Origin of the sequence: Streptomyces corallincola (assembly GCF_019104725.1) — a bacterium.
GTDB classification, from domain to species: Bacteria; Actinomycetota; Actinomycetes; order Streptomycetales; family Streptomycetaceae; genus Streptomyces; species Streptomyces corallincola.
The window spans coordinates 22131-48848 of record NZ_JAHRXF010000008.1; the positions used below are offsets into that span (position 1 = coordinate 22131).

The 26718-nt window shown below is 73.0% G+C and carries 16 protein-coding genes; 5 read left to right on the top strand and 11 right to left on the bottom strand.

All coding sequences use genetic code 11. The annotated features are described in order from the left end of the window. Position 1 precedes the first annotated feature (1 nt). Positions 2-568, bottom strand: coding sequence for a DJ-1/PfpI family protein (locus tag KUM39_RS08065; RefSeq protein ID WP_217784746.1), 567 nt, complete (start codon positions 566-568; stop codon positions 2-4). A gap of 736 nt (positions 569-1304) precedes the next feature. Between KUM39_RS08065 and KUM39_RS08070 the strand changes: the two genes are divergently transcribed. Both KUM39_RS08070 and KUM39_RS08075 read left to right on the top strand, forming a co-directional pair. Beyond that, positions 1305-6263, top strand: coding sequence for an NAD-glutamate dehydrogenase (locus KUM39_RS08070; RefSeq protein ID WP_217784747.1), 4959 nt, complete (start codon positions 1305-1307; stop codon positions 6261-6263). A gap of 247 nt (positions 6264-6510) precedes the next feature. Beyond that, complete coding sequence (locus tag KUM39_RS08075) at positions 6511-7905, top strand: putative glycosyltransferase family protein (protein WP_246619810.1); 1395 nt, start codon at positions 6511-6513, stop codon at positions 7903-7905. A gap of 258 nt (positions 7906-8163) precedes the next feature. Here the strand turns inward: KUM39_RS08075 and KUM39_RS08080 are convergent, their stop codons facing one another. From KUM39_RS08080 to KUM39_RS08095, 4 genes are all read right to left on the bottom strand, one after another. After that, entirely contained in the window at positions 8164-9831 is a 1668-nt protein-coding gene (locus KUM39_RS08080; RefSeq protein ID WP_217784748.1) for a glycosyltransferase family 2 protein, read from the bottom strand. Beyond that, positions 9828-12023 carry a CDP-glycerol glycerophosphotransferase family protein gene (locus KUM39_RS08085; protein WP_217784749.1) on the bottom strand — a complete coding sequence of 732 codons (2196 nt, stop codon included), beginning with the start codon at positions 12021-12023 and terminating at the stop codon, positions 9828-9830. Before KUM39_RS08085 ends, KUM39_RS08080 begins: the two co-directional genes overlap by 4 nt. Positions 12024-12313: 290 nt before the next feature. Continuing rightward, positions 12314-13060, bottom strand: coding sequence for an ABC transporter ATP-binding protein (locus tag KUM39_RS08090; protein WP_217784852.1), 747 nt, complete (start codon positions 13058-13060; stop codon positions 12314-12316). 157 nt (positions 13061-13217) lie between these two features. After that, positions 13218-14135 carry an ABC transporter permease gene (locus tag KUM39_RS08095; RefSeq protein ID WP_217784750.1) on the bottom strand — a complete coding sequence of 306 codons (918 nt, stop codon included), beginning with the start codon at positions 14133-14135 and terminating at the stop codon, positions 13218-13220. A 202-nt stretch (positions 14136-14337) separates the two neighbouring features. Between KUM39_RS08095 and KUM39_RS08100 the strand changes: the two genes are divergently transcribed. Beyond that, positions 14338-14976, top strand: coding sequence for a TetR/AcrR family transcriptional regulator (locus KUM39_RS08100; RefSeq protein ID WP_217784751.1), 639 nt, complete (start codon positions 14338-14340; stop codon positions 14974-14976). A gap of 167 nt (positions 14977-15143) precedes the next feature. Here the strand turns inward: KUM39_RS08100 and KUM39_RS08105 are convergent, their stop codons facing one another. The 3 genes from KUM39_RS08105 to KUM39_RS08115 all read right to left on the bottom strand — a co-directional run bounded on the left by KUM39_RS08105 (position 15144) and on the right by KUM39_RS08115 (position 19258). Beyond that, on the bottom strand, positions 15144-16082 hold the full coding sequence (locus KUM39_RS08105; protein WP_217784752.1) for an ADP-ribosylglycohydrolase family protein: 939 nt from the start codon (positions 16080-16082) through the stop codon (positions 15144-15146). A 26-nt stretch (positions 16083-16108) separates the two neighbouring features. Beyond that, the gene (locus KUM39_RS08110; protein ID WP_308288081.1) at positions 16109-17686 is read right to left on the bottom strand and encodes a glycosyltransferase; all 1578 of its coding nucleotides are present in this window, start codon (positions 17684-17686) and stop codon (positions 16109-16111) included. 279 nt (positions 17687-17965) lie between these two features. Further along, positions 17966-19258 carry a glycosyltransferase 87 family protein gene (locus tag KUM39_RS08115; RefSeq protein ID WP_217784754.1) on the bottom strand — a complete coding sequence of 431 codons (1293 nt, stop codon included), beginning with the start codon at positions 19256-19258 and terminating at the stop codon, positions 17966-17968. 286 nt (positions 19259-19544) lie between these two features. On the opposite strand from KUM39_RS08115, the gene KUM39_RS28545 reads away from it, so the two are divergent. Beyond that, positions 19545-21131, top strand: coding sequence for a glycosyltransferase family 39 protein (locus KUM39_RS28545; protein WP_308288082.1), 1587 nt, complete (start codon positions 19545-19547; stop codon positions 21129-21131). Here KUM39_RS28545 and KUM39_RS08125 read toward each other — a convergent pair. Beyond that, positions 21019-21576, bottom strand: coding sequence for a MarR family winged helix-turn-helix transcriptional regulator (locus KUM39_RS08125; RefSeq protein ID WP_217784755.1), 558 nt, complete (start codon positions 21574-21576; stop codon positions 21019-21021). The two genes, KUM39_RS28545 and KUM39_RS08125, sit on opposite strands and share 113 nt — an antisense overlap. 135 nt (positions 21577-21711) lie before the next feature. Between KUM39_RS08125 and KUM39_RS08130 the strand changes: the two genes are divergently transcribed. Next, complete coding sequence (locus tag KUM39_RS08130; RefSeq protein WP_217784756.1) at positions 21712-22125, top strand: organic hydroperoxide resistance protein; 414 nt, start codon at positions 21712-21714, stop codon at positions 22123-22125. 34 nt (positions 22126-22159) lie between these two features. Here KUM39_RS08130 and KUM39_RS08135 read toward each other — a convergent pair whose 3' ends face one another. Together KUM39_RS08135 and KUM39_RS08140 are read right to left on the bottom strand one after the other, a co-directional pair. Then, positions 22160-24394, bottom strand: a complete 2235-nt coding sequence (locus KUM39_RS08135; protein ID WP_217784757.1) for a bifunctional glycosyltransferase/CDP-glycerol:glycerophosphate glycerophosphotransferase — start codon at positions 24392-24394, stop codon at positions 22160-22162. 7 nt (positions 24395-24401) lie between these two features. Further along, positions 24402-26603, bottom strand: coding sequence for a bifunctional glycosyltransferase/CDP-glycerol:glycerophosphate glycerophosphotransferase (locus KUM39_RS08140; protein WP_217784758.1), 2202 nt, complete (start codon positions 26601-26603; stop codon positions 24402-24404). Positions 26604-26718 lie beyond the last annotated feature (115 nt).

The following is a 26718-nucleotide window of genomic DNA, read 5'->3' on the forward strand; positions in this document are numbered from 1 at the left end:
CTCAGTCCACCGGGGCCGCCACCCGCAGCACCTTCAGGAACTCCCGCATCCACGCCGGGTGGTCGGGCCAGGCGCGGGACGAGACCAGCGTGCCGTCCACCACCGCCTCGGCGTCCTCGAAGTGGGCGCCCGCCGTCTGCATGTCCATCTCCAGCGCCGGATAGGCGGTGACCCGGCGCCCGCTCAGGCCCTCGACCGCGGCCGTGAGCAGCGGGCCGTGGCAGATCTGGGCGACGGGTCTGTCCGCGTCGAAGAACGCCTTGAGGATCTTGCGGAGTTCGGGGTCGTTGCGCAGGTACTCGGGCGCCCGGCCGCCGGGGATCACCAGGGCCGCGTAGGCGCCGGGATCGACCTCGGAGAAGGCCAGGTCGGCGGGCCAGGTGTAGCCGGGCTTCTCGGTGTAGGTGTCGAAGCCGGGTTCGAAGTCGTGGACGACGAAGCGGAGCGTCTTGCGGGCCGGGGCCGCGATGTCCACCTCGTACCCCTCCTCCCGCAACCGCTGGTACGGGTAGAGGACTTCGAGGGACTCCGCCGCGTCGCCGGTGACGACGAGGATCTTCGGGGGCATGTCCCCTCCTTCGGGGGAGGTGCCTCCCCCGCGCGGGGGAGGTGGGCGCGGTCCCGGCCCGGCACACTCGTAGACGAGCCCGGACGAGGGGGCGTCCGCTCCCAGCGTGCGACTCCCCGCCGCCCGGCGCGACCCGCGATCCCACCGACACGGCAGGACGACCGCCGGAACCACCACGACTCCCTGACCGCCACCGCTCCGTCAGCGCCACCACTCCACGACCGCCACCGCTCCGTGAGCACCTCGGTCCCACGGCCGCCGCCACTCACCGGCCACCACCCCTCTACGCCACACCCACCCCCCGAGTCCCTGTGCAGAACGTCAAACTTCGGCACCGGGTTTTGTACGCATAAGGCTCATGACGGGCCACCCGAGAAGGGAGATAGCCTTGTGGGCGTGATCAGCGCGATAGTTCGCGGGGACCATCCTGTCCCTGCCCCGCGCCCGGATTGCACGGACAGTCTCCGTGGCCGGGTGGCGGTCGCTGATCCGCTCGGGCGGGACGGGGGCGCGGAAGCCCCCGAGGCGCCGACGACAGCCCCGGAGACGAACGCCGCGAGAGCGACGTCACACCGGACGGGCCTGTCGGACATGGCGGAAATCCCCGCGTTCATCTCACCTCTCGGCATAGCGTCGGAACGGACCGGAAACCCCGGACCGCGGCGTCGAGCCGGAAGGGGAGACACCGTGTTTCCTTCTACGTCACGCAACGGCGCGCGACAGGAGCCAGAGGACAATGCAGACCAAGCTGGACGAAGCCAAGGCCGAGCTGCTCGAACGGGCGGCCCGCGTAGCTGAGAACAGCCCGGTCGGGGGGCACCTACCGACCGGGGCGACGGGCGACGGCTCGGCGGGCACCGCCGACCCCGCGTCCACGCTCGCGTTCCTCCAGCGCTACTACCTGCACACCGCACCCGAGGACCTCTCCGGCCGCGACCCGGTCGATGCCTTCGGTTCCGCCGTATCGCACTACCGGCTCGCCGAGACCCGGCCGCAGGGCACCGCCAACGTCCGGGTGCACACGCCGACGGTCGAGGAGAACGGCTGGACCTGCAGCCACACCGTGGTGGAGGTCGTCACCGACGACATGCCCTTCCTGGTGGACTCGGTCACCAACGAGCTGACCCGGCAGGGGCGCGGCATCCACGTCGTGATCCACCCGCAGATGGTGGTGCGCCGCGACCTCACCGGCAAGCTGATCGAGGTGCTGCCCGTCCCGGCCTCCTCCGGTGACCTCCCGCACGACGCGCACGTCGAGTCCTGGATTCACGTCGAGACCGACCGCGAGACCGACCGCGCCGACCTCAAGCAGATCGCCGGTGACCTGCTCCGGGTCCTGTCCGACGTCCGTGAGGCCGTCGAGGACTGGGAGAAGATGCGCGAGACGGCGATCCGGGTCGCGGACGGCCTGACCGCCGAGCCCGCCCCCGCCGACCTCGACACCGCCGAGGCGGAGGAGGCCCGCGAGCTGCTGCGCTGGCTCGCCGCCGACCACTTCACCTTCCTCGGCTACCGCGAGTACCAGCTCCTGGACGACGACAGCCTCGCCGCCGTCCCCGGTACCGGCCTCGGTGTCCTGCGTTCCGACCCCAAGCACTCCGAGGACGACCAGCACCCGGTCAGCCCCTCCTTCGAGCGGCTGTCCGCCGACGCCCGCGCCAAGGCCCGCGAGCACAAGCTGCTGGTGCTGACCAAGGCCAACAGCCGGGCCACCGTGCACCGGCCGTCGTACCTGGACTACATCGGCGTCAAGAAGTTCGACGCGGACGGCAACGTCGTCGGTGAGCGCCGCTTCCTCGGTCTGTTCTCGTCCGCCGCCTACACCGAGTCGGTGCGCCGGGTGCCGGTCATCCGCCGCAGGGTCGCGGAGGTGCTCCAGCGCGCCGGGTTCTCGCCCAACAGCCACGACGGCCGCGACCTGCTCCAGATCCTGGAGACCTACCCGCGCGACGAACTGTTCCAGACCCCGCCCGCCGAACTGCAGTCCATCGCCACCAGCGTGCTCTACCTCCAGGAGCGCCGCCGACTGCGGCTCTACCTCCGCCAGGACGAGTACGGCCGCTACTACTCGGCCCTCGTCTACCTGCCGCGCGACCGCTACACCACCGGCGTCCGGCTGCGGATCATCGACATCCTCAAGGAGGAACTGGGCGGTATCAGCGTCGATTTCACCGCCTGGAACACCGAGTCGATCCTGTCCCGGCTGCACTTCGTGGTCCGGGTCCCGCAGGGCACCGAGCTGCCCCAGCTGTCGGACGCCGACAAGGACCGCATCGAGGCCCGGCTGGTCGAGGCCGCCCGCTCCTGGGCGGACGGTTTCGCGGAGGCGCTGAACGCTGAGTGCGGCGAGGAGCGCGCCGCCGAGATGCTCCGCCGCTACCAGGGCGGCAACGCCTTCCCCGAGGGGTACAAGGCGGACCACACCCCGCGTGCCGCCGTCGCGGACCTCGTCCACCTGGAGCGCCTGAGCGGCGAGCAGGGCGACGACTTCTCGCTCAGCCTGTACGAGCCGGTGGGCGCCGCGCCCGGTGAGCGCCGCTTCAAGATCTACCGCAGGGGCGACGCGGTCTCCCTGTCGGCCGTGCTGCCGGTCCTCAACCGGCTCGGCGTCGAGGTCGTGGACGAGCGGCCGTACGAACTGCGCTGCTCGGACCGGACCACCGCCTGGATCTACGACTTCGGCCTGCGCATGCCGAAGGCGCTGGGCGCCGGTAATGGCGACCTGCTCGGCGAGGACGGCCGGGAGCGGTTCCAGGAGGCGTTCGCCGCGACCTGGACCGGCGCGGCGGAGAACGACGGGTTCAACGCCCTGGTGCTGAGCGCCGGACTGGGCTGGCGGCAGGCGATGGTGCTGCGCGCCTACGCGAAGTACCTGCGCCAGGCCGGTTCCACCTTCAGCCAGGACTACATGGAGGACACCCTCCGCAACAACGTCCACACCACCCGGCTGCTGGTCTCGCTGTTCGAGGCGCGGATGTCCCCGGACCGGCAGAAGGCCGGACTGGAGCTGACCGACGCGCTGCTGGAGGAGCTGGACGCGGCGCTGGACCAGGTCGCCAGCCTGGACGAGGACCGCATCCTGCGTTCCTTCCTCACCGTCATCAAGGCCACCCTGCGCACCAGCTTCTTCCAGCTCACCGAGGACGGCACGCCGCACTCCTACGTGGCGATGAAGTTCGACCCGCAGGCCATCCCCGACCTGCCCGCACCGCGCCCGGCGTACGAGATCTGGGTGTACTCCCCGCGTGTGGAGGGTGTGCACCTGCGGTTCGGCAAGGTCGCGCGCGGCGGTCTGCGCTGGTCGGACCGGCGGGAGGACTTCCGGACCGAGATCCTCGGCCTGGTCAAGGCGCAGATGGTGAAGAACACCGTCATCGTGCCGGTGGGCGCCAAGGGCGGCTTCGTCGCCAAGCAGCTGCCCGATCCGGGGGTGGACCGGGACGCGTGGCTCGCGGAGGGCATCGCCAGCTACAAGACGTTCATCTCGGCGCTGCTCGACATCACCGACAACATGGTGGCCGGTGAGGTCGTGCCGCCGCGTGACGTGGTCCGGCACGACGGGGACGACACCTATCTGGTGGTCGCGGCCGACAAGGGCACGGCGACGTTCTCCGACATCGCCAACGGGGTCGCGGAGTCGTACGACTTCTGGCTCGGGGACGCGTTCGCCTCCGGCGGTTCAGCGGGCTACGACCACAAGGGCATGGGCATCACCGCGCGCGGCGCCTGGGAGTCCGTGAAGCGGCACTTCCGCGAGCTGGGCGTGGACACCCAGTCCGAGGACTTCACGGTCGTCGGCATCGGTGACATGTCCGGTGACGTGTTCGGCAACGGCATGCTGCTCAGCGAGCACATCCGGGTGGTCGCCGCCTTCGACCACCGGCACATCTTCATCGACCCGGTCCCGGACGCGGCGACCTCGTACGCCGAGCGGCGCCGGCTGTTCGAGCTGCCCCGCTCCAGCTGGGCCGACTACGACACGAAGCTGCTGTCGGCGGGCGGCGGGGTGTTCCCGCGCAGCGCCAAGGCGATCCAGCTCAACGCGCACATCCGGCAGGCCCTGGGCATCGAGGAGAAGATCTCCAAGATGACCCCGGCCGACCTGATGAAGGCGATCCTGCACGCCCCGGTGGACCTGCTGTGGAACGGCGGCATCGGCACGTACGTGAAGTCGTCGGCGGAGTCCAACGCCGATGTCGGCGACAAGGCCAACGACGCGATCCGGGTGGACGGCGCCGACCTGCGGGTCAAGGTCGTCGGCGAGGGCGGCAACCTGGGCCTGACCCAGCTCGGCCGGATCGAGTTCGCCCTGGCGGGCGGCCGGATCAACACCGACGCGATCGACAACAGCGCCGGTGTGGACACCTCCGACCACGAGGTGAACATCAAGATCCTGCTCAACGGCCTGGTCACCGACGGCGACATGACGGTGAAGCAGCGCAACAAGGTGCTCGCCGAGATGACCGACGAGGTCGGCGCCCTGGTGCTGCGCAACAACTACGCGCAGAACACCGCCATCGCCAACGCCCTGTTCCAGTCGAACGACATGCTCCACGCCCAGCAGCGGTTCATCCGCCACCTGGTGCGCGAGGGCCACCTCGACCGGGCGCTGGAGTTCCTGCCCGCCGACCGGCAGATCCGCGAGCGGCTCAACCAGGGCCAGGGTCTCACCGGCCCGGAGACGGCCGTCCTGCTCGCCTACACGAAGATCACGGTCGCGGACGAGCTGCTGCACACCTCGCTGCCCGACGACCCGTATCTGCGCGGGCTGCTGCACGCGTACTTCCCGACCGCGCTGCGCGAGCGGTTCGCGGAGGCCGTGGACAGCCACCCGCTGCGCCGTGAGATCACCACGACCGTGCTGGTCAACGACACGGTGAACACGGGCGGTACGACGTATCTGCACCGGCTCCGCGAGGAGACCGGGGCCTCCCTGGAGGAGATCGTCCGCGCCCAGACCGCGGCCCGTGCCATCTTCCGCTCGGCGCCGGTGTGGGACGCGGTGGAGGAGCTGGACAACACGGTGGACGCGGGGGTGCAGACCCGTATCCGGCTGCACTCGCGGCGCCTGGTGGAGCGCGGCACGCGCTGGCTGCTGAACAACCGGCCGCAGCCGCTCCAGCTCGCGGAGACCGTCGAGTTCTTCGGCGAGCGGGTCGAGCGGGTCTGGCAGGAGCTGCCGAAGCTGGTGCGCGGCGCGGACCTGGAGTGGTACCAGCACGTGTACGACGAGCTGTCCGAGGCCGGGGTGCCGGACGAACTGGCCGCCAAGGTGGCCGGGTTCTCCTCCGCCTTCCCGGCGCTGGACATCGTCTCGGTCGCCGACCGCATGGGCAAGGAGCCGCTGGACGTGGCCGAGGTCTACTACGACCTCGCCGACCGGCTCGGCATCAGCCAGCTCATGGACCGCATCATCGAGCTGCCCCGCGCGGACCGCTGGCAGTCGATGGCCCGTGCCTCCATCCGTGAGGACCTGTACGCGGCCCATGCCGCCCTCACCGCCGACGTGCTCGCGGCCGGGGACAGCCCGGCGACGCCGGGGCAGCGGTACGAGGCGTGGGAGGCGGACAACGCGGCGATCCTGGGCCGGGCGCGGACGACGCTGGAGGAGATCCGGGGTTCGGACGCGTTCGACCTCGCCAACCTGTCGGTGGCGATGCGCACCATGCGGACGCTGCTGAGGTCTCACTCGTAGCGGCGGAGTGATGACGGTACGGCGCGCGAGGCGTCGTACGACGGGGGGCGCCCCGGACCGGAGTCATCGGTCCGGGGCGCCCCTTTGTCGCTTTCCCGGCACTTTGGGGGGTTTCGGATAGGGTCGGGCCGTGACAGTGAACCCCCCGAGGCCCCGGTCGTCCGGCGGGACGCGGTCCACACCGGACCGCGCCGCCACGTTCGGCCGGGTGCTGCCGCAGGCCGCCGTCGCGCTGGTCCTGCTGCTGATGCTGCTGGTCGTGGTCCGACTGCCCTGGGCGGGCGACCTCGGTATGCACGCGGCGACGCTGCAACGGCTGCGGCACAGCCTGCTGCATCCCGGAAATCCGCTGGTCGATGCGGACACACCGAGTCCGTACTACTCGCCCTGGATGCTGCTGCTCGGCTGTGTCGCCCGGGTGACGAGCCTGTCCGTCTTCCAGGTGCTGCGCGTGGGGGCGGTCGTCGGGCTGGCGCTGCTGGTCGGCGGGGTGTGGCGGTACGTCCGCACGCTCAGCGCGCACCGGGCGGCGCCCGCGCTCGCGCTGCTCTGCCTGCTGTTCCTGTGGGGGCCGGTGCTGTTCGAGTGGAGCGGGTTCCTCGGGCTCAACTCCCTCGCGCTCACCGTCGCCTACCCGAGCGTCCTCTCGCTCGGTCTGTCCTTCCACCTCTGGGCCTGGCTCACCCATGCCCTGCGGGGCGGGGAGCGGCGCTGGCGGGTGTGGCTCGGACTGGGACTGCTGTGGGGGGTGATCCTGCTGTGCCACCAGTTCACGGGTGTGGTCGCCTCCCTCGGCGCGCTGGCGACGGTCCTCTCCGCGCGGCCGGGGAGGGCGGTGCTGCTGCGGCTGGGGTGCGGGGTGGTGCTCGGCGTGGTCCTGCTGGGGGTCTGGCCGTACTACGACTTCTTCGCGCTGTTCTCCGCCGGTGCCGACCTGGAGGCGATCCACCGCTCGCTGTACACCGGGCTCGCCGGGCGGTTCGGGCTGGTCCTGCTCGGGGTCGTCGCGCTGGTGGCGCGGTGGCGGCGGGACCGGTGGGACGCGCTGGCGCTGTTCTTCGTCCTCGGCGTGCTGGTGTTCGCCGCGGGCGGTCTCACCGGGCACTACTCCTGGGGGCGCGCCCTGCCCGCCGTCCTGATCCCGGCCCAGCTCGCCGCCGCGCTGGAGGCCGTGTCCCGAGGGCGGCGCGGCGCGCGGCTGGGATGGGCGTGGGCCCTGGGCGCCGCCCTGCTGGTGGGCGCGTGGACCCAGGCGGGCACCCTCGGCTACGTCACCGGCCGGTCCGCGCTCCCCGGTGCCGTCGCCGCCAAGTACCGCGAGCCCTGGCGCGGGTACCAGTGGGTCACCCCCTGGGTGAAGTACGGCGACGTCGTCATGGCCCGCACCTTCCCCGCCCGCCAGCTGCCCGCCTACGGCGGCTACACGGTTGCCCCCGGCTACCCCGACGTCTTCCTCCCGGACGCGGGGGCGCGTGACGCGGCGGTGCGGCGCTACTTCTCCGCCACCACGTCCGCCGGTGAACGCCTGTCCCTGCTGAAGCGGTACGGGGTGCGCTTCGTCCTGGGCGGTCCTGCCGAGCCGTTCCTCCACCGGGTCGCCGTGGGACCGGGGGGGCAGGCGCTGTACGAGGTAGGCGGCTGACCGGCGCCGCTGCCGGCCGGGCGGGGTGCCGCCCGCCCGCACCGGAGGGACGGCCCCCGCGCCCCCGCGCCGCCGCGCAGCTATGTCGGCCACGCCCCCACGCCCCCACGCCGCCACGCCCCCACGCCGCCGCGTCCCACGCCGCTGCGCCCCCGCGCAGCTATGTCCCCGCGCCCCGCCCCCTCCCGCGCCGCCCTCGGCGGCCCATCTGCCCGCACCCACCGCGCACCCCTACATCGGCGCACCCACCGCGCACCCCTACTTCAGCGCGCTCGACACCAGCCGGGCCACAGCCCGCACCCGAGGCCGGGCCAAGGTCCTCAGGGCGGGCCGGAGCACGCGGGACGTGATGCCCACCGGAGTCCAGCGGAGTTGCAGGCGGCCGGGGTTTCGGGGTTCGGGTTCCAGGGTGAGGGTGTGGGGGGCGGTGCCGGAGCGGTAGGGGAGGCGGGCGGTGGAAGTGGGGAGGGAGAGGGGGGCCAGCAGGATGCCGGTGTGGGCGAGGCCCTGCTGGGTGAGGCGGAGGACGGGGTGCCGGGTGCCGCTGAAGCCGTGCAGGGGGATGGCGGCGGCGCCGGGGTCCAGGGTCACCCGCCCCTCGAAGACCCCCGGCCGCACCGGACTCAGCCGGAACGGCACCGTCAGACGGCGGCGGCCCGGCGTCAGCAGCAGGGACGCGCGCTGCGGCCCGACGGGCAGCCGCAGACCGGGATCGTAGGTGCGGACGGCCAGCCGCAGCGAGGCACCCGGCCCGGTCTCCACCGAGGTGATCTCGTGCCGGAAGTACGCCCCGGAGAACGGCCGCGTCTCCAACTCCATGTCGGACAGGTCCAGTTCACGGCGGGCCCGCTCCGTGTCCGGTACCGAGTCCCCCCAGTACACCACCCCCGAAGCTCCCTCCGCCGTCACCTCCCGGGGCCCCACCTGATGCCCCAACCCCCGTGCCGCGAGCCGTACTTCGGCCGTCCGTCCCTGCCGCAGCAGCTCCAGCACGACCCGTTCGGGCCGTGGTAGCCGGGCGTACGCGCCCTCGGCCAGTGTGTCGAGGTACGGGTTCATGACGGCGCCGAAGGACTCCAGCCAGGCGTCGTCCCGGTAGGGCAGATCCCCGGCGTACATCCGGAAATCGTGCTTGAGGAACTTGTAGTCCTTGTCCTCGCGCAGCGCCCCGTGCCCGTTGTCCAGCAGGAACGCGTCGATGAGCCGCTGCACGCGTACCCGGTCCTCGACGTTGGAGATCTTGTGCCGCTGGTTGGAGATGGAGGCGGCGGAGGCGTCGGCGTAGGGCTCGATGTACCAGACGTACACCGGCTCGGGGATCACGGTGAACGCGCGGGCCAGGCAGTACGCCTGGGCGGAGAACAGCTGGTCCTCGTAGTGGATGCCCTCGGGGAAGCGCAGCCGGTGCCGGTCGAGGAAGGCGCGGGCGTACATCTTGCTGGTGGAGAGGTGCTCGAAGAACAGCCGGGGGTCGTCCGCGATGCCCTCGACCGTGCGCCGCTCGGCGACGAGGTGCGGCATCCAGGTGGAGCGGCGCCCGTTGTCCACGCGGACCCGCCGCACCGCGCCCATCGTGAAGTCCACGTCCCGTTCGCGGTGTGCGGCGAGCAGCGACTCGACCGCGCGCGGCGGGAGTTCGTCGTCGCTGTCGAGGAACATCAGATAGGGCGCGCGGGCGATCTCGACGGCGCGGTTGCGCGGCGCGCTGCACCCGCCGCTGTTCTCGGGCAGCCGCAGATAGCGGATGCGATCGTCCTGAGTGACCAACTCCCGTGCAACGGAGGGTGTTTCGTCCGTGGAGTGGTCGTCGCTGATGATGATCTCGATGTTCGCGTGGGTCTGCGCCCGCAGGGAGGCGACCGCACGGGGCAGCCGGGCCGCGTCGTTGTAGACGATGACCGTGACCGTCACGTCGGGGGTCGTCATGCGGTGGCCTCCTCGGGCGTCGGGGCGGGGGTACGGGCGTCCAGCGGCAGGACCGGCGGCAGCGCGGACTCGGGCTCCCCGAGGAACACCCGCCGTACGACCCGCTCGGCGGCGCGCCCGTCGTCGTACTCGCAGAACCGGCGGCGGAAGGCGGCCCGCGCCTTCGCGCCGCTCTCGTCGCGCCAGGCTCCCGAGGTGAGAATCTCGGTCAACTCCTCCTGGGTGCGGGCGACATGGCCGGGTGACTCGGCCATCAGGTCGAAGTAGACACCGCGCGTGGTGCGGTACGTCTCCCAGTCGTCCGCGAAGACGACGATCGGGCGGTCCAGGTTGGCGTAGTCGAACATGATCGAGGAGTAGTCGGTCACCAACGCGTCGGCGGCCAGGCAGAGTTCCTCCACGGGATCGTAGGAGGAGACGTCGATGATGCGCCCCGAGCGGCGCAGCCCGGTCAGCGGGGAGGCGGCGCCGCCGTAGAAGTAGTGGGCGCGGACCAGCAGGACCGTGTTCTCGCCGAGCCGGTCGGCCAGCGCGGCGAGGTCGAGCCGGGGGGTGAACCCGGCCTCGTAGTCGCGGTGGGTCGGCGCGTAGAGGACGGCGGTGCGGCCGGGGGCGATGCCGAGCCGGTCGCGGGCGGCGCGCACGTCGGCCGAACGGGCCGTGTAGAACACGTCGTTGCGCGGATAGCCGTGGTCCAGCGAGGTGTAGCGGGCCGGGTAGGCGCGCTCCCACATGCGGGTGGAGTGGCTGTTGGCGCTGACGCTGTAGTCCCAGCGGTCGATGCGGGCGAGCAGCGCGGCGAAGTCCAGGCCCTTGGCGGCGGCCGGGTGGTCCATCTGGTCCAGGCCCATCCGCTTGAGCGGGGTGCCGTGATGGGTCTGGAGGTGGACCGCGTCCGGCCGTTTCACCACCGCGCCGGGGAAGTTGACGTTGTTCACGAGGTACCGTGCACCGGCCAGCGTCTCCCAGTACCGCCGGGTGCCGGGTACGACATGGTCGGTGCCGGGCGGCAGCAGGGCCGCGTTCTCCTTCGCCACCACCCACACCTGCCGTACGTGCGGGGCGAGTTCGCCGAGCTTGGCGGCGATCGCCGCCGGGTTGCAGGACACGCCCCGGTCCCAGTAGGCCGCGAACACCGCCAGCTGGGGATCGACCGGCTGGTCCAGTGCCCGCCGGTACTGGTGGTCGCGGAGCCGGGTGCCCATCTGCCGCTTCCGCGACCGTACGGTCTTCCGGGTCGCCCGGCGCGCCCGGTTCACGGTCTGGAGCGCGCGGTAGCGGGTGTACGCGCCCTCCTCCAGCAGCGCGTGCCGTACGCCCTCCAGGCCCGCCGGGCGTTGGTGCCCCTCGGGGCGCCAGCGCAGCGCGGCCAGCGAGGCGCGCCGGAAGAACTCGCGGGCGACCGCCTCGGGCAGGTCTTCGCGGGCGAAGACCCGGATCAGGTCGCGGACCATCAGGTCGTACAGGACGGTACGGGCCTTGCCCCGGTCCCTGGTGAGGGGGAGCAGCGTCTCGTAGTGGCCGACCAGGGCGAGCCGGTCCTCCGGGGTGCGCTCCGGGAGGCTTTCCGGGCGCAACACCCGTTGTTCGTAGGCGACTTGGTTGAGGCAGGCGACCCGGTCGGCGCGCAGCAGAGCGGCGCGGGCGGCGTACGGCTCGTCGGAGGTGGTGCGCAGGTCCTCGTGGGCGTGCCAGAACGCGGCGCGCAGCACGCGGGTGCCGAGCAGCGGGGTGAGCCGGAGCAGGGCGGCGGCCGGGTCGGGCGGGAGGGCGGCGCGTCCGGCGGCGGCGAGCAGGCGGCCGTCGCGGGAGGGGGCGGCCGCCGTGCGCCAGGTGGTGGTGACGTGGTCGGTGAGCAGGACGTCCACGGTGTCGTCCAGCTCGGCCAGGCGCTCGGTGATCAGCCGGGGGGCGCCCGCCGGGAGGCCGTCCTTGGCGTGGACGAAGTGCAGCCAGCGGCCGGTGGCCCGCGCGGCGCCCGCCGTCCGCGCCTCGGGGTCTCCGGTGCCGTCCGGCAGCGCGAGGACGACCGTATCGGGGGCGTGCCGCTCGGCGGTCTCGCGGGCCCAGTCGCCCACGGCGGCGACGATCACCTCGGTGTCGGGGAGGGGATGCGCCGCCAGGGAGTCCAGCAGTTCGGTCAGACGCCCCTGGGTGTTCGGTCCGTGGACGATCACGCTGAGCTGGGGCATCGCCGGGGTCTCCTTCGGCTGGATGTCGTCTCGGAGGGCACCTTTCTTAACATACTGTCATTAGGCAGATAAAAGGGATAATTACGGCGCGGGTCGGGTGAGGGGGCCGGCGGCGCACGCGGTGAGGGGCCGACGGCATACGTGGTGAGGGGCTCGGCGGTACCCGTGCGGAGGGGACCGCCGGGTACACGCACGGAGCGGGCCCGGCGGTATGCGCACGGAGGGGGCGCCGCGATCGGCACCCCCTCCCCGAACCCGCCGGGACTCCAAGCCTCCAAGCCCCTCGCGGGCTACTTCTTCTTGTCGCCCGTGAACGCCTCGTACGCCTGCATGACGTCCTCCGTCGGCCCGTCCATGCGCAGCTCGCCGCGCTCCAGCCAGAGCACCCGCTCGCAGGTGTCCCGGATGGACTTGTTGTTGTGGCTGACCAGGAACACGGTGCCCGCGCTCTGCCGCAGCTCGCGGATGCGTTCCTCGGAGCGCTTCTGGAAGGAGCGGTCGCCGGTGGCGAGGGCCTCGTCGATCAGCAGTACGTCGTGGTCCTTGGCGGCGGCGATGGAGAACCGCAGGCGGGCGGCCATGCCGGAGGAGTACGTCCGCATCGGCAGCGTGATGAAGTCGCCCTTCTCGTTGATCCCGGAGAAGTCCACGATGTCCTGGTACCGCTGCCGTACCTGCTCGCGGGACATGCCCATCGCCAGGCCGCCCAGGTACACGTTGCGCTCGCCGGTGAGGTCGTTCATCAGGGCCGCGTTCACGCCGAGCAGCGAGGGCTGGCCGTGCGTGTAGATGTGCCCGCGCTCCACCGGGAGCAGGCCAGCGATCGCCTTGAGCAGGGTGGACTTGCCGGAGCCGTTGGTTCCGATGAGGCCGATCGCCTCGCCCTTGTAGGCGACGAACGACACCTTCTTCACCGCGTGCACCAGCCGGACGCCCGCCGCCTTCTCGGCCTGCCTGCGGCGCATGATGCGGTTGAGCGCGGCGGTGGCGGTGCCCCGCCCGGCGCCGGTGCCGTTGACGCGGTAGACGATGTCCACGTCCTCGGCGACGACGGTGGGGACGCGCTCGCCCCGCGCGTCCTCGGGGGACTCGGCACTGCCCGGGGTCCACTCGGCGGTGTGGCCCCCGGACGCGCGGTCTTCGGCAGCCGTACGTCCGTCGGTGATGAACTCGATCGCGTGCTCGGAGGTCTGCTCAGCCACGGCCGTAGGTCTCCTCAGCCTTCCAGAAGTAGATGAAGCCGCCGACGCCCGCGACCAGGGCCCAGCCCAGCGCGACCGGCCACACGTGCGGCGGGAGCTGATTGGCGTGGAAGCTGTCGATCAGGGCGTACCGCATCAGGTCGATGTAGACGGCGGCCGGGTTGGTCTGGAGCAGTACGAGCACGATGTGCGGCAGGTCGTCGGACTTGGTGATCCGGTCGATGCTCCACATCACGCCGGACACGTACATCCAGGTGCGCAGCACGAACGGCATCAGCTGGGCGATGTCCGGGGTCTTCGCGCCCATCCGGGCCACGATCATGGACACGCCCGTGTTGAACACCGACTGGAGCAGCAGCGCCGGGATCACCAGCAGCCAGGACGCGGAGACGGGCACGCCGAAGCAGAGCAGGATCACGATGAGCGCGGCCATCGAGAACATCAGCTGCTGGAGCTGCTGGAGCGCGAAGGAGATCGGCAGCGCGGCGCGCGGGAAGTGCAGGGCGCGCACCAGCCCCAGGTTTCCGGCGATGGCGCGGGTGCCCGCCATGATCGAGCTCTGCGTGAACGTCCAGATGAAGACGCCCGTCACCAGGAACGGGATGTAGTCCGGGACGTGCTGCTTGGTGCCGAGCAGGACACCGAAGATGAAGTAGTAGACGGCCGCGTTCAGCAGTGGCGTCATCACCTGCCAGACCTGGCCGAGCTTCGCCTGGCTGTACTGCGCGGTGAGCTTGGCGGTGGCGAACGCGGTGATGAAGTGGCGCCGGTCCCAGAGCTGGCGGACGTACGCCGGGAGGGAGGGACGGGCACCGCTGACGGTCAGGCCGTGCCGGGCGGCCAGGGCCGAGAGGTCCTCGTCGGCGGGGGGCGCCTGGATCGGGGGCGGTGTGTGGAGTACCTGGCTCACATCCGCTGCTTTCGCTCGGGGGAGGGGTCGGGTGCGGGGTGGTGTCCGGCTGCCGCCGGGCCGACGGCGTCGCGTGCCCGTTCGCCCGGCGTTTCCTTACGCTTCGCTTCACGTTCTCTTACGTCGGGACGGGACCGTATCGTCGCAACGGGAGAGTAGATCCATCGCACGCCGGAACGCAACCGTTCCGTCGTCACGCCCTATGCTGGTCCGTATGACTACCGACGCCGACGAGGCCCCGAAGCGCGCGCGCCGCCGGGCCCCCGCCGGGGCCGCCGTGCTCCGCGAGGACGTGACCGAGGCCATCCGCGCGGCCGTCTTCGAGGAACTGGCCACCGTCGGGTACGCCAGGATGTCCATCGAGGGCATCGCGCGCCGCGCGGGCGTCGGCAAGACGGCCGTCTACCGGCGCTGGCGGTCCAAGCTGCACCTGGTGCTCGACGTGGTCTCCGCGATGGCCGTCCTCGGCCTCCCGGCCCCCGACACCGGCTCCCTGGAGGGCGACCTCCGGCTCCTCTACGAGGTCACCTCGCGCGCCCTGCGCCACCCGGTCGCCTCGCAGATCATCCCCGACCTCCAGGCGGAGGCGGCCCGCAACCCCGAGATCGCCGAGGCCCTCCAGAAGGCCGTCCGCGACGGTCAGGACGGCGTCGCCAGCGGCATCGTCGCCGCCGCCGTCCGCCGGGGCGACATCCGCCCCGACGCCGACCCCGCCCTCGCCCTCGACCTCATCTCCGGCCCCCTGTACTGGCGTTCCCTCGTCATCCGCGCCCCGCAGCTCCCGAAGGACTACCTGCCCAACCTGGCCCGCGCCACGGCGGGCGCGCTGGCGGCGCTGTGAGTCCGTTTGGATGCCGGTGAGTTGACGGGGGCGGGGGGCAACGGGCGTTGCGTTCAGGGGAGTCGGCGGGGCGCGGCACGGCGTGGCGGGCCATGACCCGGAGTACGTCCCGACCGGTCCGTCGTCCTGGGCCCGCGTGGTGTGCGTCGGCTGAGGGAACCGGTGGCTTACTGGGCCAACTGCTCAGCCAAAGATGCTAGTTCGGGCGCCCGGAGCACCCGGTCGCCGAAGCCCGGCAGGGGTACGTGAAGGGCGGCCGTCCAGCGGGCCGGGATCGACGCGGCGCCGTACACCGCTCCCGCCAGTGTGCCGGTGACCGCTGCCACGGTGTCCGTGTCACCGCCGAGGTCCACCGCCGCGCGCACCGCGTTCTCGTAGGTGGAGGTCGTCCGCAGCGCCCAGACCGCCGAGCCGAGGCAGGGCCAGACGGCGCCGTTGAACTCCGTCGCTTCGTCGGGGTGCCAGTCGGGGGCGAGGACAGTGGCGTAGCGGGGGCGGTGTTCCGGCACGAGTGCCGCGAGGATGTCCGGTAGGGCGGACAGCGGGTCGGCGCCGGTGAGGGCGACCCGGACCAGTTCGTGCAGGACGGCGGTGCCCTCCCAGGCCGCCGGGTCGCCGTGGGTGAGGGCGGAGAGACGGCGGGCCGCGTCCATCGTGGCCGTGCTGCCGTGGCGGGCGAAGTGCACCGCCGAGGGGGCGGCCCGCATCAACGCGCCGTTCCCCGCCGCGCGTTGGTTCGACGCGAAGTGCAGGGCCGCCGCCGTGTCCCAGGGGGCGCCGCCGGTCAGCACCGCCTCCGTCTGGAGGCCGATGTCCTTGGGGTCGGCCGCCGCCCAGCGCCGGAACCGGTCGAACACGTCGGCCGGGTCCAGGCCGCCGCGCTCCCGCAGCGACTCGGCGGTCAGGACGGCCAGTTGCGTGTCGTCCGTCGCCTCGCCGGGGTCCCAGCCGCCGCCCCCGCACATCTCACCGCCCTGCCCACGCACCGGGAACCGCGCCGAGAACGCTCCCTCCGGGCCGAACTCGAAGGGAGCCCCGAGCGCGTCGCCCACCGCGGAGCCGAGTACGGCGCCGATGGCGCGGTCGGTACGGGAGGTCGTGGACATGGCGGGAGCCTACGGCTGGTCGTGCCTCAGTGTGTGCGGCGGAACCGCTCGGCCCGGCCGCGCAGTACGGACATCGCGCCGCCGGGTCCCGTTGCCACGCGGAGGGCCAGGGAGCCGGAGTGGGTCGCGTACGGGTGGATCAGGAGCAGGCCGTGGCGGGCGCTGGGGAGGGCGTGGCGGCGGGTGGTGGCGGGGTGGGCGTGGGCGGTGAGGTCGCGGTGGGTGCCGTCGGCGAAGCGCAGGGCCAGGCGCAGGTCCCAGGTGCCGGTGCCGAGGGCCGCCGGGCGCAGCGGGAGGTCCGCCGTCCAGGTGGGGGCGTCGCCCGTGGTCGCCGGGGCGAGCCGGGTTCGGGTCCGCCGGGCCGGTTCGCCGGTCTCCCTGCGGTGCCAGGTCACGTCTAGATCGCGCGGGCCCGCCTCCGCCACGCGGCCGTAGAGCTCGTACAGGGTCAGATGGAGGCGCAGGGTGCCCCGTAGGGGCCCCAGGGGGCGGACCTCGGCCTCGATCGTCAGGGGGAGGGTCGCCGGAGGTCTGGTCAGGAGCGGGGTCAGGGTGATCCGGGGGAGATCCGGGGACCAGACGGGGTTCGCGTCGGGGGTGCGGGCGTACGGGGGCAGCAGCCGCGCCGGGCGGGCCGCCAGCTCGCGGAGCCGGGGCAGGTCGCGCGGCTCTGGGGAGGCCATGATCACCCGGCCGAGCAGACATCCCGGTGCCGCCGGGTCCCGCTCCCAGTCGGCGGCGTCGAAGCGTGCGAGGCAGGACCGGGTGTGCGCCCACCAGGCACGCCGGTACGCCTCGTCGCGCAGCGGCAACTCCTTGGCGTACATGCGGAGTTCGTGGTCGAGGAACTTCGCCCGCGCCGCCCGCGCCAGCTCCTCGCGCCCGGCGCCGAGCAGGATGTCGTATGCCTGGGCGCACGCCTCGGTACGGGCCGTCCAGTTGTCGATGCGGTCCCGGTCCAGGGAGAGGGACAGGCGCTCGGCCGACCGGCGTACGTGCCAGAGGTAGACGCGGTCCGGGATCAGCGCGAGGCGTGGGGCTGCGGCCAGTACGCGGGCGGTGAAGACGAAGTCCTCGTAGAGGAAGCGGCCTTCGGGGAAACGGATGCCGTGCTCGCGCAGGAACGCGGTGCGGTACAGCTTGTTCACGCACAGGGTGTCGTGGACCAGGCGCGGGCGCCCGGCGGGGTCCGCGACGACCGCCGGGGTGGTGAACAGACGCTGCTGCCACGGCTGTTCGCGTCCCGACGGGAGCTCGCGGCGGACGCACAGACCGGCCGCCACCTCGGCGCCCGCCCCGGTCGCCGCCGTGAGCAGCGCGTCCACCGCGCCGGGCGGCAGCAGGTCGTCGCTGTCCAGGAACATGACGTACGGCAGCGCCGCCGCGTCGATCCCCGTATTGCGCGGGGTGCCGCAGCCGCCGCTGTTCACCGCCCGGCGCAGCACCCGCAGCCGGGGCTCCCGCTCGGCGAGGCGGGACAGCAGGGCGGCGCTTTCGTCCGTCGAACAGTCGTCCACGGCGAGCACCTCACCGACCGCCGGCCCCTGCGCGAGCGCGGAGGCGACGGCGTCCCCGACATGGGCCGCGTCATTGTGGCCGATCACGACGACGGTCACCTGCGGGGGGCTCTGCGGCGGCTTCCGCGGTGGGCTCTGCGGGAGGCTCTGCGGTGGAGGCGCGTTCACGGACAAAAGGGTACGAAGGAAACGGGCCGTGCGCTGCACCGGCCGCTCACGGGCCTCTCACGCGCCCCGCCCTCTACGGGTTCCCTCACCCCGCCCCCTCCCCTACGGTCCCCTCACCCCACCCCGTCCCCTACGGGTCCCCACCCCGACCCACCCCCTACGGGTCCCCCCACCCCGACCCGACCCCTACGCGTCCCCCTACGCCCCCACCTTCCCCACCTTCCGCTCCGCGCGCCGTTCCGTCCCCGAGCGTGCCCGCACCCTCGTCGCCGGGAGCTCCGCGCGAGGCGGGCGGGCGGCCCGCCACAGGCGGACGAAGGACAGCAGCGCGGCGGCGGCCAGCAGCAGGTTGCGGGCGAGGATCAGCAGGCAGCCGGTCCAGGTGCCGGTGACGACGTCCTGGTAGAACACCGGGTACACCACCGAACTCAGCGCACTGGCCGCGCAGATGAGCAGGGCCACCGGGCGCTGGGTGGTGTGCCGGGAGGTCAGGCACACGGCCGCGAGGCCGATCAGCCAGACCAGGTACTGCGGGCTGATCACCCGGCTGGTCACCGTGAACAGCAGGACGGCCGCCAGCGCGGCGTCGTACGGCGTGGCCGGGCTCCAGTGCCGGGCTCGCAGCCGCCACAGCACCAGCAGCGCGAACGCGACCGCCGTCAGCGCGAGCGACGCGGTGGCGACGGCGTGCACGTGCGGGCCGGTCATCTCCACCGAGCCGTACTGGTAGCGGGCGCGGCCCGGCCAGCCCAGACGCCGGGCGAGATTCAGCGCCGTACCGCCGAACGACTCGATCTGCACGCCCCGGCCGCCCTGTTCGCGCAGGAAGTCCAGCGGGTGCCGCAGGGCCACGGCCAGCAGGGTGAACACGGCGGCGGCGGTCCCGGCGGCCCACCCCCACGCGCGGCGCGTCGCCGGGCCGCGCGGGGTGCCGAGCAGCACCAGTACCGGCCACACCTTCACCAGCGCGCCCAGCGCCGCGAACGCGCCCCCCGCGCGCCGCGAACGCCCCGCGGTGAGCAGCGAGGCGACGGCGAGCGCGGTCACCAGGACGTCGTAGCGGGCGAGCGGGAGGTGCAGCAGCAGCGGAAGACCGCAGGTCCACAGGGCCGCGCCCGCGAGGCTGCGGCCCGGCCGGGTCCCGGCGTACACCAGCGCGGCCAGGATCAGCGCGTCCGCCGTCAGGGTCAGCGCCACGAACGCCTGGAAGTACGTCGATCCCGGTACCAGGCGGGTCACCGCACCGGGCAGCAGGAGCAGCGCGCCCGCGCCGGGCGGGTACTGCCAGGTGCTGTCGTGCGTCGGGAACGTGCCCTGCGCGAGGACGCCGTACCAGTGGACGTACAGCCGCCAGACCTCGCGCGGCACCGAACCGCCGCCCAGCAGGGGCGAACTGTCGTGCGTGAGCAGCCACCCCATCAGGGCACGGCTGGCCGCCCAGACGGTGGTGAGGGCGAGGACCGGACCGGAGGTGACACGGAGACGGTTCATCACGTGGGAGCCTAATCCGCGCGGATGGTGTATTCATGCCGATACGCCGTCAATCTGTGTCAAAAGTTGGCTCATCGCAAAAGATCGGGCAGTGGTGAACGCCGAGCCTCTCCTGAGTCCGCAGCCGCGTCGTGCGGCTGGCAGCGCTGTCGTCACGGTGGAGGCTCCGGTCCCGTCCGGTGCAACGACGCGGGCGGCGATAAGTGGTGCGGAAGGCCGTGCGGACCGGCCGGGCGGGCTGTCCGCGCGGGCGCGTGCGCGGGTACGCGCCGGGCTCGCGGCGGGAGTGCCCGCGCTGGTCGCGTTCCTGCTCGGGCTGTGGCGGCTGGACCGGGGCGGGATGTGGCGCGACGAGGCGGTCACCTTCCAGGTGGCCCGGCGGACGGTGCCGCAGATCTGGGCGCTGCTGCACGAGGTGGACGCCGTGCACGGCCTCTACTACCTCCTCATGCACGCCGTCCTCGCCGCCGACCCGGGCCCGCCCGGCGAGGTCGCGCTGCGGCTGCCGTCCGTCTGCGCCGCCGCCGTCACCGCGGGGCTCGTCGGGGCGCTCGGCACGCGGGTCGCGCGGGCGCGGGTCGGGCTGTGGGCGGGTCTGCTGTACGCCGTCACGCCGATGAGCGGGCATTACGCGCAGGAGGGGCGGTCCTACGCGCTCGTCGCGGCCGGGGTCACCTGGGCCACGCTGCTCTTCGTCTCCGCCGCGGCGCGGGGCGGACGCTGGGGCGGGTACGGGGTTGTCCTCGGAGTCACCTGCTGGGTGCACGAGTTCGCCGTGCTGGTGCTGCTCGCCCACGCGGTGTCCCTGCTGCTCGGGCGGGTGCGGGGCGCCGTGTGGCGGGGGTGGGGGCGGGCCGCGCTGTGCGTCTCCGGTGCGCTGCTGCCGATGGTCGTCGTCTCCCACGGGCAGGCGGCCCAGGTCGCCTGGCTGCGGGCGCCGGACCCGGACACCGCGTGGGGGTTGCTGGGGGAGTTCCTGGGTGGGGCGGACGGTGTGGTGTGGGGGTGCCTCGCACTGGCCGCCGTGGGGGCCCTGGGGTCGGTGGGGCGTGGACGCGTCACCGGGGCGGGAGTCGCGGTGCCTCTGATGCTGGTACCGCCGGGTGTGCTGATGCTGGCGTCCCAGGTGTCGCCGCTGTACGTGGACCGCTACGTCCTGTACGCGCTGTCGGGGGCCCCGGTGCTGGTCGCGCTGGGCGCGGAGCGGCTGGCCGGGGTCGTACGGCGGCCGCGCGCCGGTGGTCGCCGTGTGCCCGCCCTTCCCCGCGTCCGGCGTCGCTCCGGCGGGGTGCTGGTGGGGGTGCTGGCGGTCGGCGTGGTGTTCGCGCAGGTGCTTCCCCTGCTGGAGTGGGACCGGGAGCCGGGACGGCGGGCCGATGACCTGGGGGCCGTGGCGCGGGTGGTACGGCGGGAAGGGGGGCCGGGGGATGCCGTGCTGTTCGTGCCGGAGATGGGGCGGAACGCGGCGCTGGCCTATCCCGAGGCGTTTCGCGGGGTGCGGGATGTCGCCCTGGTGGAGTCGGCGGGGGACTCCGGGACCCTGTACGGGCGGGAGGCCGGGGCCGACGAGGTGGTGCGGGGGGTGGCCGGGCTCGACCGGGTGTGGGTGGTCGGGGACCGGCGGGTGCTCGGTGGGGAGTGGGTGCCGGGGAACCCCACCGAGCGGGCCAAACTCGACCTGCTCGCACGGGACTTCGCGCCCGCCTGGCAGGTGACCCGGAACAGCGTGGTCGTACGGCTGTACGTCCGTCGGCACCTGCTCAGCGGAGCGGTGGAGTCGGTTGCCGCGCGCCCCCTGCCGACGCCGACGCCGACTCCGACACCGACTCCGACACCGACTCCGCCGACGCCGCCGCGTCCAGGGCGGCCGTGAGGTGGTCCAGGCGGTCGCGGAGGTCACCGATCTCCGCCGGGTCGAAACCGGTGGCGGCGACGATCCGGCGCGGCACCTCCAGCGCCCGTTCCCGCAGGGCGGAGCCTTCCGGGGTGAGCCGCACCCGCACCGAGCGCTCGTCCACGGTGCTGCGTTCGCGCCGCAGCAGACCCGCGCCCTCCAGCCGCTTGAGCAGGGGGGAGAGGGTGCCGGAGTCCAGGCGGAGCCGCTCGCCGAGGGCCTTGACCGGGAGGTCGTCCCGCTCCCAGAGGACGAGCATGGCCAGGTACTGCGGATAGGTCAGCCCGAGTTCCTTGAGGATCACGCGGTACACGCCGTTGAAGGCGCGGGAGGCCGCGTGCAGGGAGAAGCAGATCTGCTGGTCCAGGCGGAGCCAGCCCGGCTCGGGGGCGGCACCCGGCGGCGGGGTCGGCGAGGAGGTCATGCCGTCCAGGGTAAACCCCCGCCCGTCATTTGATTGTGCACAACTAAGTTGTGTGCTTCACTGGCTGTCGTCAGGGTGGCCACCGGCCGCCGCGCAGACAGCCGCAGACAGCCGAGACGAACAGGGATGGTCTTCATGGACGCGCTCTACACCGCCGTCGCCACCGCGACCCACGGCCGCGAGGGCCGCGCCGTCAGCTCGGACGGCAAGATCGACCTCGCCCTGGCCATGCCGGTGGAGATGGGCGGCGACGGTCAGGGAACCAACCCCGAGCAGCTGTTCGCCGCCGGTTACGCGGCCTGCTTCGGCAGCGCGCTCGGACTGGTCGGCCGCCAGGCCAAGGTGGACGTCAGCGACGCCGCCGTCACCGCCGAGGTCGGCATCGGCAAGCAGGGTGAGGGCTTCGCCCTGAAGGTCACGCTGCGTGTGGAGCTCCCCGACACCGTGGACGCGGAGACGGGCCGCAAGCTGGTCGAGACCGCCCACCAGGTCTGCCCGTACTCCAACGCCACGCGCGGCAACATCGAGGTGGACCTCGTCGTCGAGTAGTCCCCGGAGGGCGTCGTCCCCGAAGGCGCCGGGGTCACCTCGTCGCGGGCAGTCCGCCCTCCGCGTGCTGCGCCGGGATGCGCACCCCGCCCGGACCGTCCGCCCCGGCCGGTTCGCCGAGCAGCAGGGTCCGTACGACCCGCTCGGCGGCCCGGCCGTCGTCGTACGTGCAGAAGCGCTTCCGGAATCCGGCCCGCAGCCGCGCCGACTCCTCGTCCCGCCAGGCGCCGGAGGCGAAGAGCCAGGCCAACTCCCGCTCGGTGGACGCCACATGGCCCGGTGTCCCGGTGGTGAGGTCCAGGTACATGCCCCGGCTCGCGGTGAACGCGGGCAGGTCGTCGGTGTACAGCACGACGGGGCGGTCCAAGTTGGCGTAGTCGCACATCACCGACGCGTAGTCGGTGACCAGGGCGTCCGCCGCGAGCAGCACGTCCGACGTGTGCGGTTCGTCGGTGGCGTCCACCACGATCCCGCGCCGGTCCAGGTCCGCCAGGCCCATGCCGCGCGCGTGCCCGGCGGCCAGCGAGGGGTGCAGCCGGACCACCAGCGTGCGGTCCGGGCCGAGTTCGGCCGCGAACCGGGCCAGGTCCAGCCGCTCCACGTACCCGCCGCGCCGGTAGTCCCGGCGGGCCGGGGCGTACAGCACGACCGTGCGGTCCGCCGGGATGCCGTGGCGCAGCCGGAACGCCGCCCCCCGTGTGTCGCCCGTGCCGCGAGCCGCGTCCACCAGGACGTCGTTGCGGGGGCTGCCGGTGCGGGCGGAGGCGAAGTGGCAGGGGTGGGCGCGCTCGTGGACCAGTTCGGAGTGGGCGTTGGCGACCAGGCTGTGGTCCCAGCGGTCGGCCCGGCGCAGCATCTGCGGCACGTCGAACCCGAGCCGCGCGCCCGGCTTGCCCAGCAGATCGGCGCCGGTGTACTCCAGCGGGGTCCCCTGGTGGGTGTGGATGTGCACGCTGCCGGGCCGTTTGGCCAGCGAGCCGGGCCAGTTGACGTCGTTGACGAAGAACTTCGCCCGCGCGGTCACCTCCAGACAGCGCCGCGAGCCGAGCACCACGTACTCCGTCCCGGCGGGCAGCCCGGCCGCCGTCTCCGCGTCCCGCACCACCCACACCCCCCGCAATTGGGGTGCGATCTCGGCGGCCTTGCGCCAGATCGCCGCCGGGTCGCCCAGCACGCCCCGGTGCGAGGACGCCGAGTACACCACCAGTTCCGGGTCGAGCGGGCGCAGCGCGTGCAGCGCCGACCAGCCGGTGCGCGCCCGGCCGCCGGCCGCCCGGCGCACCTGTCCCGCCCGGCGGGCCGCCTCCCGGCTCAGCCTCCCCGCGCGCGCCTTCATCCGGTACGCGGTGAACCCGCCCTCCAGCACGGCCACTTCACCGTCCACCCGGGCGCCCTCGGGGCGGTGCTCGGCGAACATCTCGGCGGTACGGCGGAAGAACTCCGCTTTGTCGGCGGACGGCAGCCGGTCCGGCTTGGCCAGGATGTCGAGACAGTGTTCGCCCATCTTGCGGTGCAGGTACGGCAGCCAGGAGGCCAGTTCGGGGCGCCCGGCGACGAACGCGAAGACCCGCGCGTACTGGTCGTGGATGTCGAAGTGCTTGCGGCTGGTGGTGGACAGGATGTTGCCCTGCCTGCGCTGGCGGTAGTTGAGGCAGATCCGGTCCAGGGCGGCGATCCGGCGGGCGCTCAGCATCACCGGGAACGTCCAGGGCGTGTCCTCGTAGTAGCCCGGCGGGAAGACGAAGCCGTTGCCGGTGACGAAGTCGCGCCGGTACACCTTGTTCCAGACCACCATCAGCAGGTCCAGGATCTCCGGGTGCCCGGCGGCCGTGAAGGTGTCCTGGCCCGCGTCGGCGAGGACGTGGGCGAGCGCGTTGCGCCGGGTGCCGCCCCACCAGTAGGTGCGCGCGTAGTCGAAGACCAGCACGTCCGGGTCGCGGGTCTCGGCCAGCCGGTCCGCCATCGCGGCGAGCGCGCCGGGGGTGAGGGTGTCGTCGCTGTCCAGGAAGAACAGATAGTCGCCGGTGGCGTGCGGCAGGCCCGCGTTGCGGGCGCGGCCGAGGCCCACGTTCTCCGGCAGGTGCAGCACGGTGACGCGCGGGTCGCGGGCCGCGTACTCGTCCAGGATCGCGCCGCAGCCGTCCGGGGAACGGTCGTTGACGGCGATCAGCTCGAAGTCCGTGAACGACTGGCCGAGCACCGAGTCCAGGCACTCGCGCAGGAAGCCCTGCACCTTGTAGCAGGGCATGATCACACTGAAGCGGGGCACGGCGGGGTCAGCTCCTGACGAGGGTCGCGGCGGCGGGGGCGGGGACGCGCTCGGCGAGCGGCACCACGGGCGGCAGCGCCTCGGGCGGCTCGCCCAGCAGCACCCGGCGCACCACCCGCTCGGCGGCCCGCCCGTCGTCGAACTCGCAGAACCGCTCCCGGAACGCGGCCCGCAGCGCGGCGGAGCCCGCGCTCGCGTACGAGCCGTCCCGGAACACGGCGGCCAGTTCCTCCGGGGTCCGCGCGACCGGTCCCGGCGCCTCGGCCATCAGGTCGAAATACACCCCGCGCGTCTCCCGGTACACCTCCCAGTCGTCGGCGAACACCACGATCGGGCGGTCCAGGTTGGCGTAGTCGAACATGATCGAGGAGTAGTCCGTGACCAGCGCGTCGGCGGCCAGGCACACGTCCTCCGAGGAGCGGTGCGCGGTCACGTCGATGATCCGGTCCGAACTCCGGGCGCCGCCCCGGTCGTAGAAGTAGTGGGCGCGCAGCAGCACCACCACGTCGTCACCGGCTGCCGCGCAGAACTCCTCCAGATCCAGGCCGGGTTCGAAGCCGGTCGCGTGGTCGCGGTGGGTCGGCGCGTACAGCACGGCCGTCGCGCCCTCCGGTACGCCCAGCTCCCGGCGGACCCGGGCCACGTCCTCGGCGGTCGCGGTGCAGTACACGTCGTTGCGCGGATAGCCGTACTCCAACTGCTCGTAGGAGCCGGGGAAGGCGCGTTCCCACATCTGGGTGGAGTGCCGGTTGGCGGAGAGGTTGAAGTCCCAGCGGTCCACCCGGCTCAGCAGCTTGGTGAAGCTGCCCGACCGCGCGGCGACCACCGGGTAGGTGGACTGGTCGGTGCCCATCGTCTTCAGCGGGGTGCCGTGCTGGGTCTGCACATGGACACTGCCCGGCCGTTTCACCACGCCCTCCGCGAAGTTGGCGTTGTTGACCAGATAGGTGGCCCGCGCCAGCACCTCCCAGTAGCGCCGGGAGCCGATCACCGCGTGCTCCACGCCCTCGGGGAGCGTGTGCTCCTGCCCCGCCTCCACCAGGAACACCGAGCGGATGTGCGGGGCGAGTTCACGGGCCTTGGCGTGGATGGCGGCCGGGTTGCAGGCGTAACCCCGGCCCCAGTAGGCGCAGTACACCGCCAGGTTGGGGTCCAGCGGGCGGCGCAGTTCGCGGGCGTACCGCAGTCGGGTGCGCAGCATGCGCGGGCGGGGCAGGGCCGAACTCAGCGACTCCGCACTCCGGTTGGCGCCGCGCAGGGTGCGGAACGCGGTGTAGGCACCGGCCGCCAGCAGACGGTGCTGGACACCGAGGCTGCCGCCCGGCGCCGGGTGCCCGGCCGGGCGGTGGCGGCGGTGGAGGCGGGCGGCACGGCGGAAGAACGCCCGGTGTCCGCCGGGCAGCCGCTCGGGCCGGGACGCGGTGCGCAGGACGTGCGTGAACAGCTCGTCGAACAGGGCGCCGCGCACCCCGGCGTCCAGTTCCGCGTCGGCGATGTGGGTGAGCGCCTCCTCGACCCGGTCCAGCAGGGTGTGCTGGTGCGGGCCCGGCAGGTTCAGCCTGCTGCCCTGTCTGCGCAGCCGGTGCCGGACCACCGGGCGGCGCAGCACGGCGGTCCGGCGGGCGGCGGCCGTCACCCGTGTGCCCCAGCCGAGATCTGTGAAGTACCCCTCGGGAAAGGTCAGTTCGTGCTCGGTGAGGAAGCTGCGCCGGTAGACCGCGCTCCACGCGGGGAGGTGGGCGCCGGTCAGCCGGGGGAACGCCTCCGGTGCGAACGCCCCCTTCGGCGCCTTCGCCAGCAGCGGGGCCACCGGGTTGCCGGGTTCGCCCTCCCACCAGGGCGCCCGCTCGTGCTCGGTGTACAGCACGTCCGCCCCGGCGGTCTCGGTCAGCCGGGCGTCCAGCGCGGCCAGCGCGCCCGGCAGCAGCAGATCGTCGCCGTCGAGGAACAGCACATGGCCGCCGGTCGCCGCGCGCAGCCCCGCGTTGCGCGCCCCGCTCAGCCCGGCGGACGGGTCCGAGTCCACCGGGACCACCCGCGCGTCCCGTGCCGCGTAGCCGTCGCTGACCTCGGCGGCCGGGGCGTCGGGCGCGTCGCGGACGGGGATCAGCTCCAGGTCGCCGAAGGACTGGCCGAGGACCGAGTCCAGCGCCTCGGACAACTTTCCGGCGACCCCGTGGGACGGGACGATGATGCTGAAGCGGGGCATTCTGCTCTTTCCGTTGTCTTGCGGACGCGGCCCGGTCGTCCGGTCGGGCGCCAGGCGGACGGCCGGGACGGGGTGGGCCGCGTCGTGCCGAGGGGCAGGGAGACTCCCGTGAGGG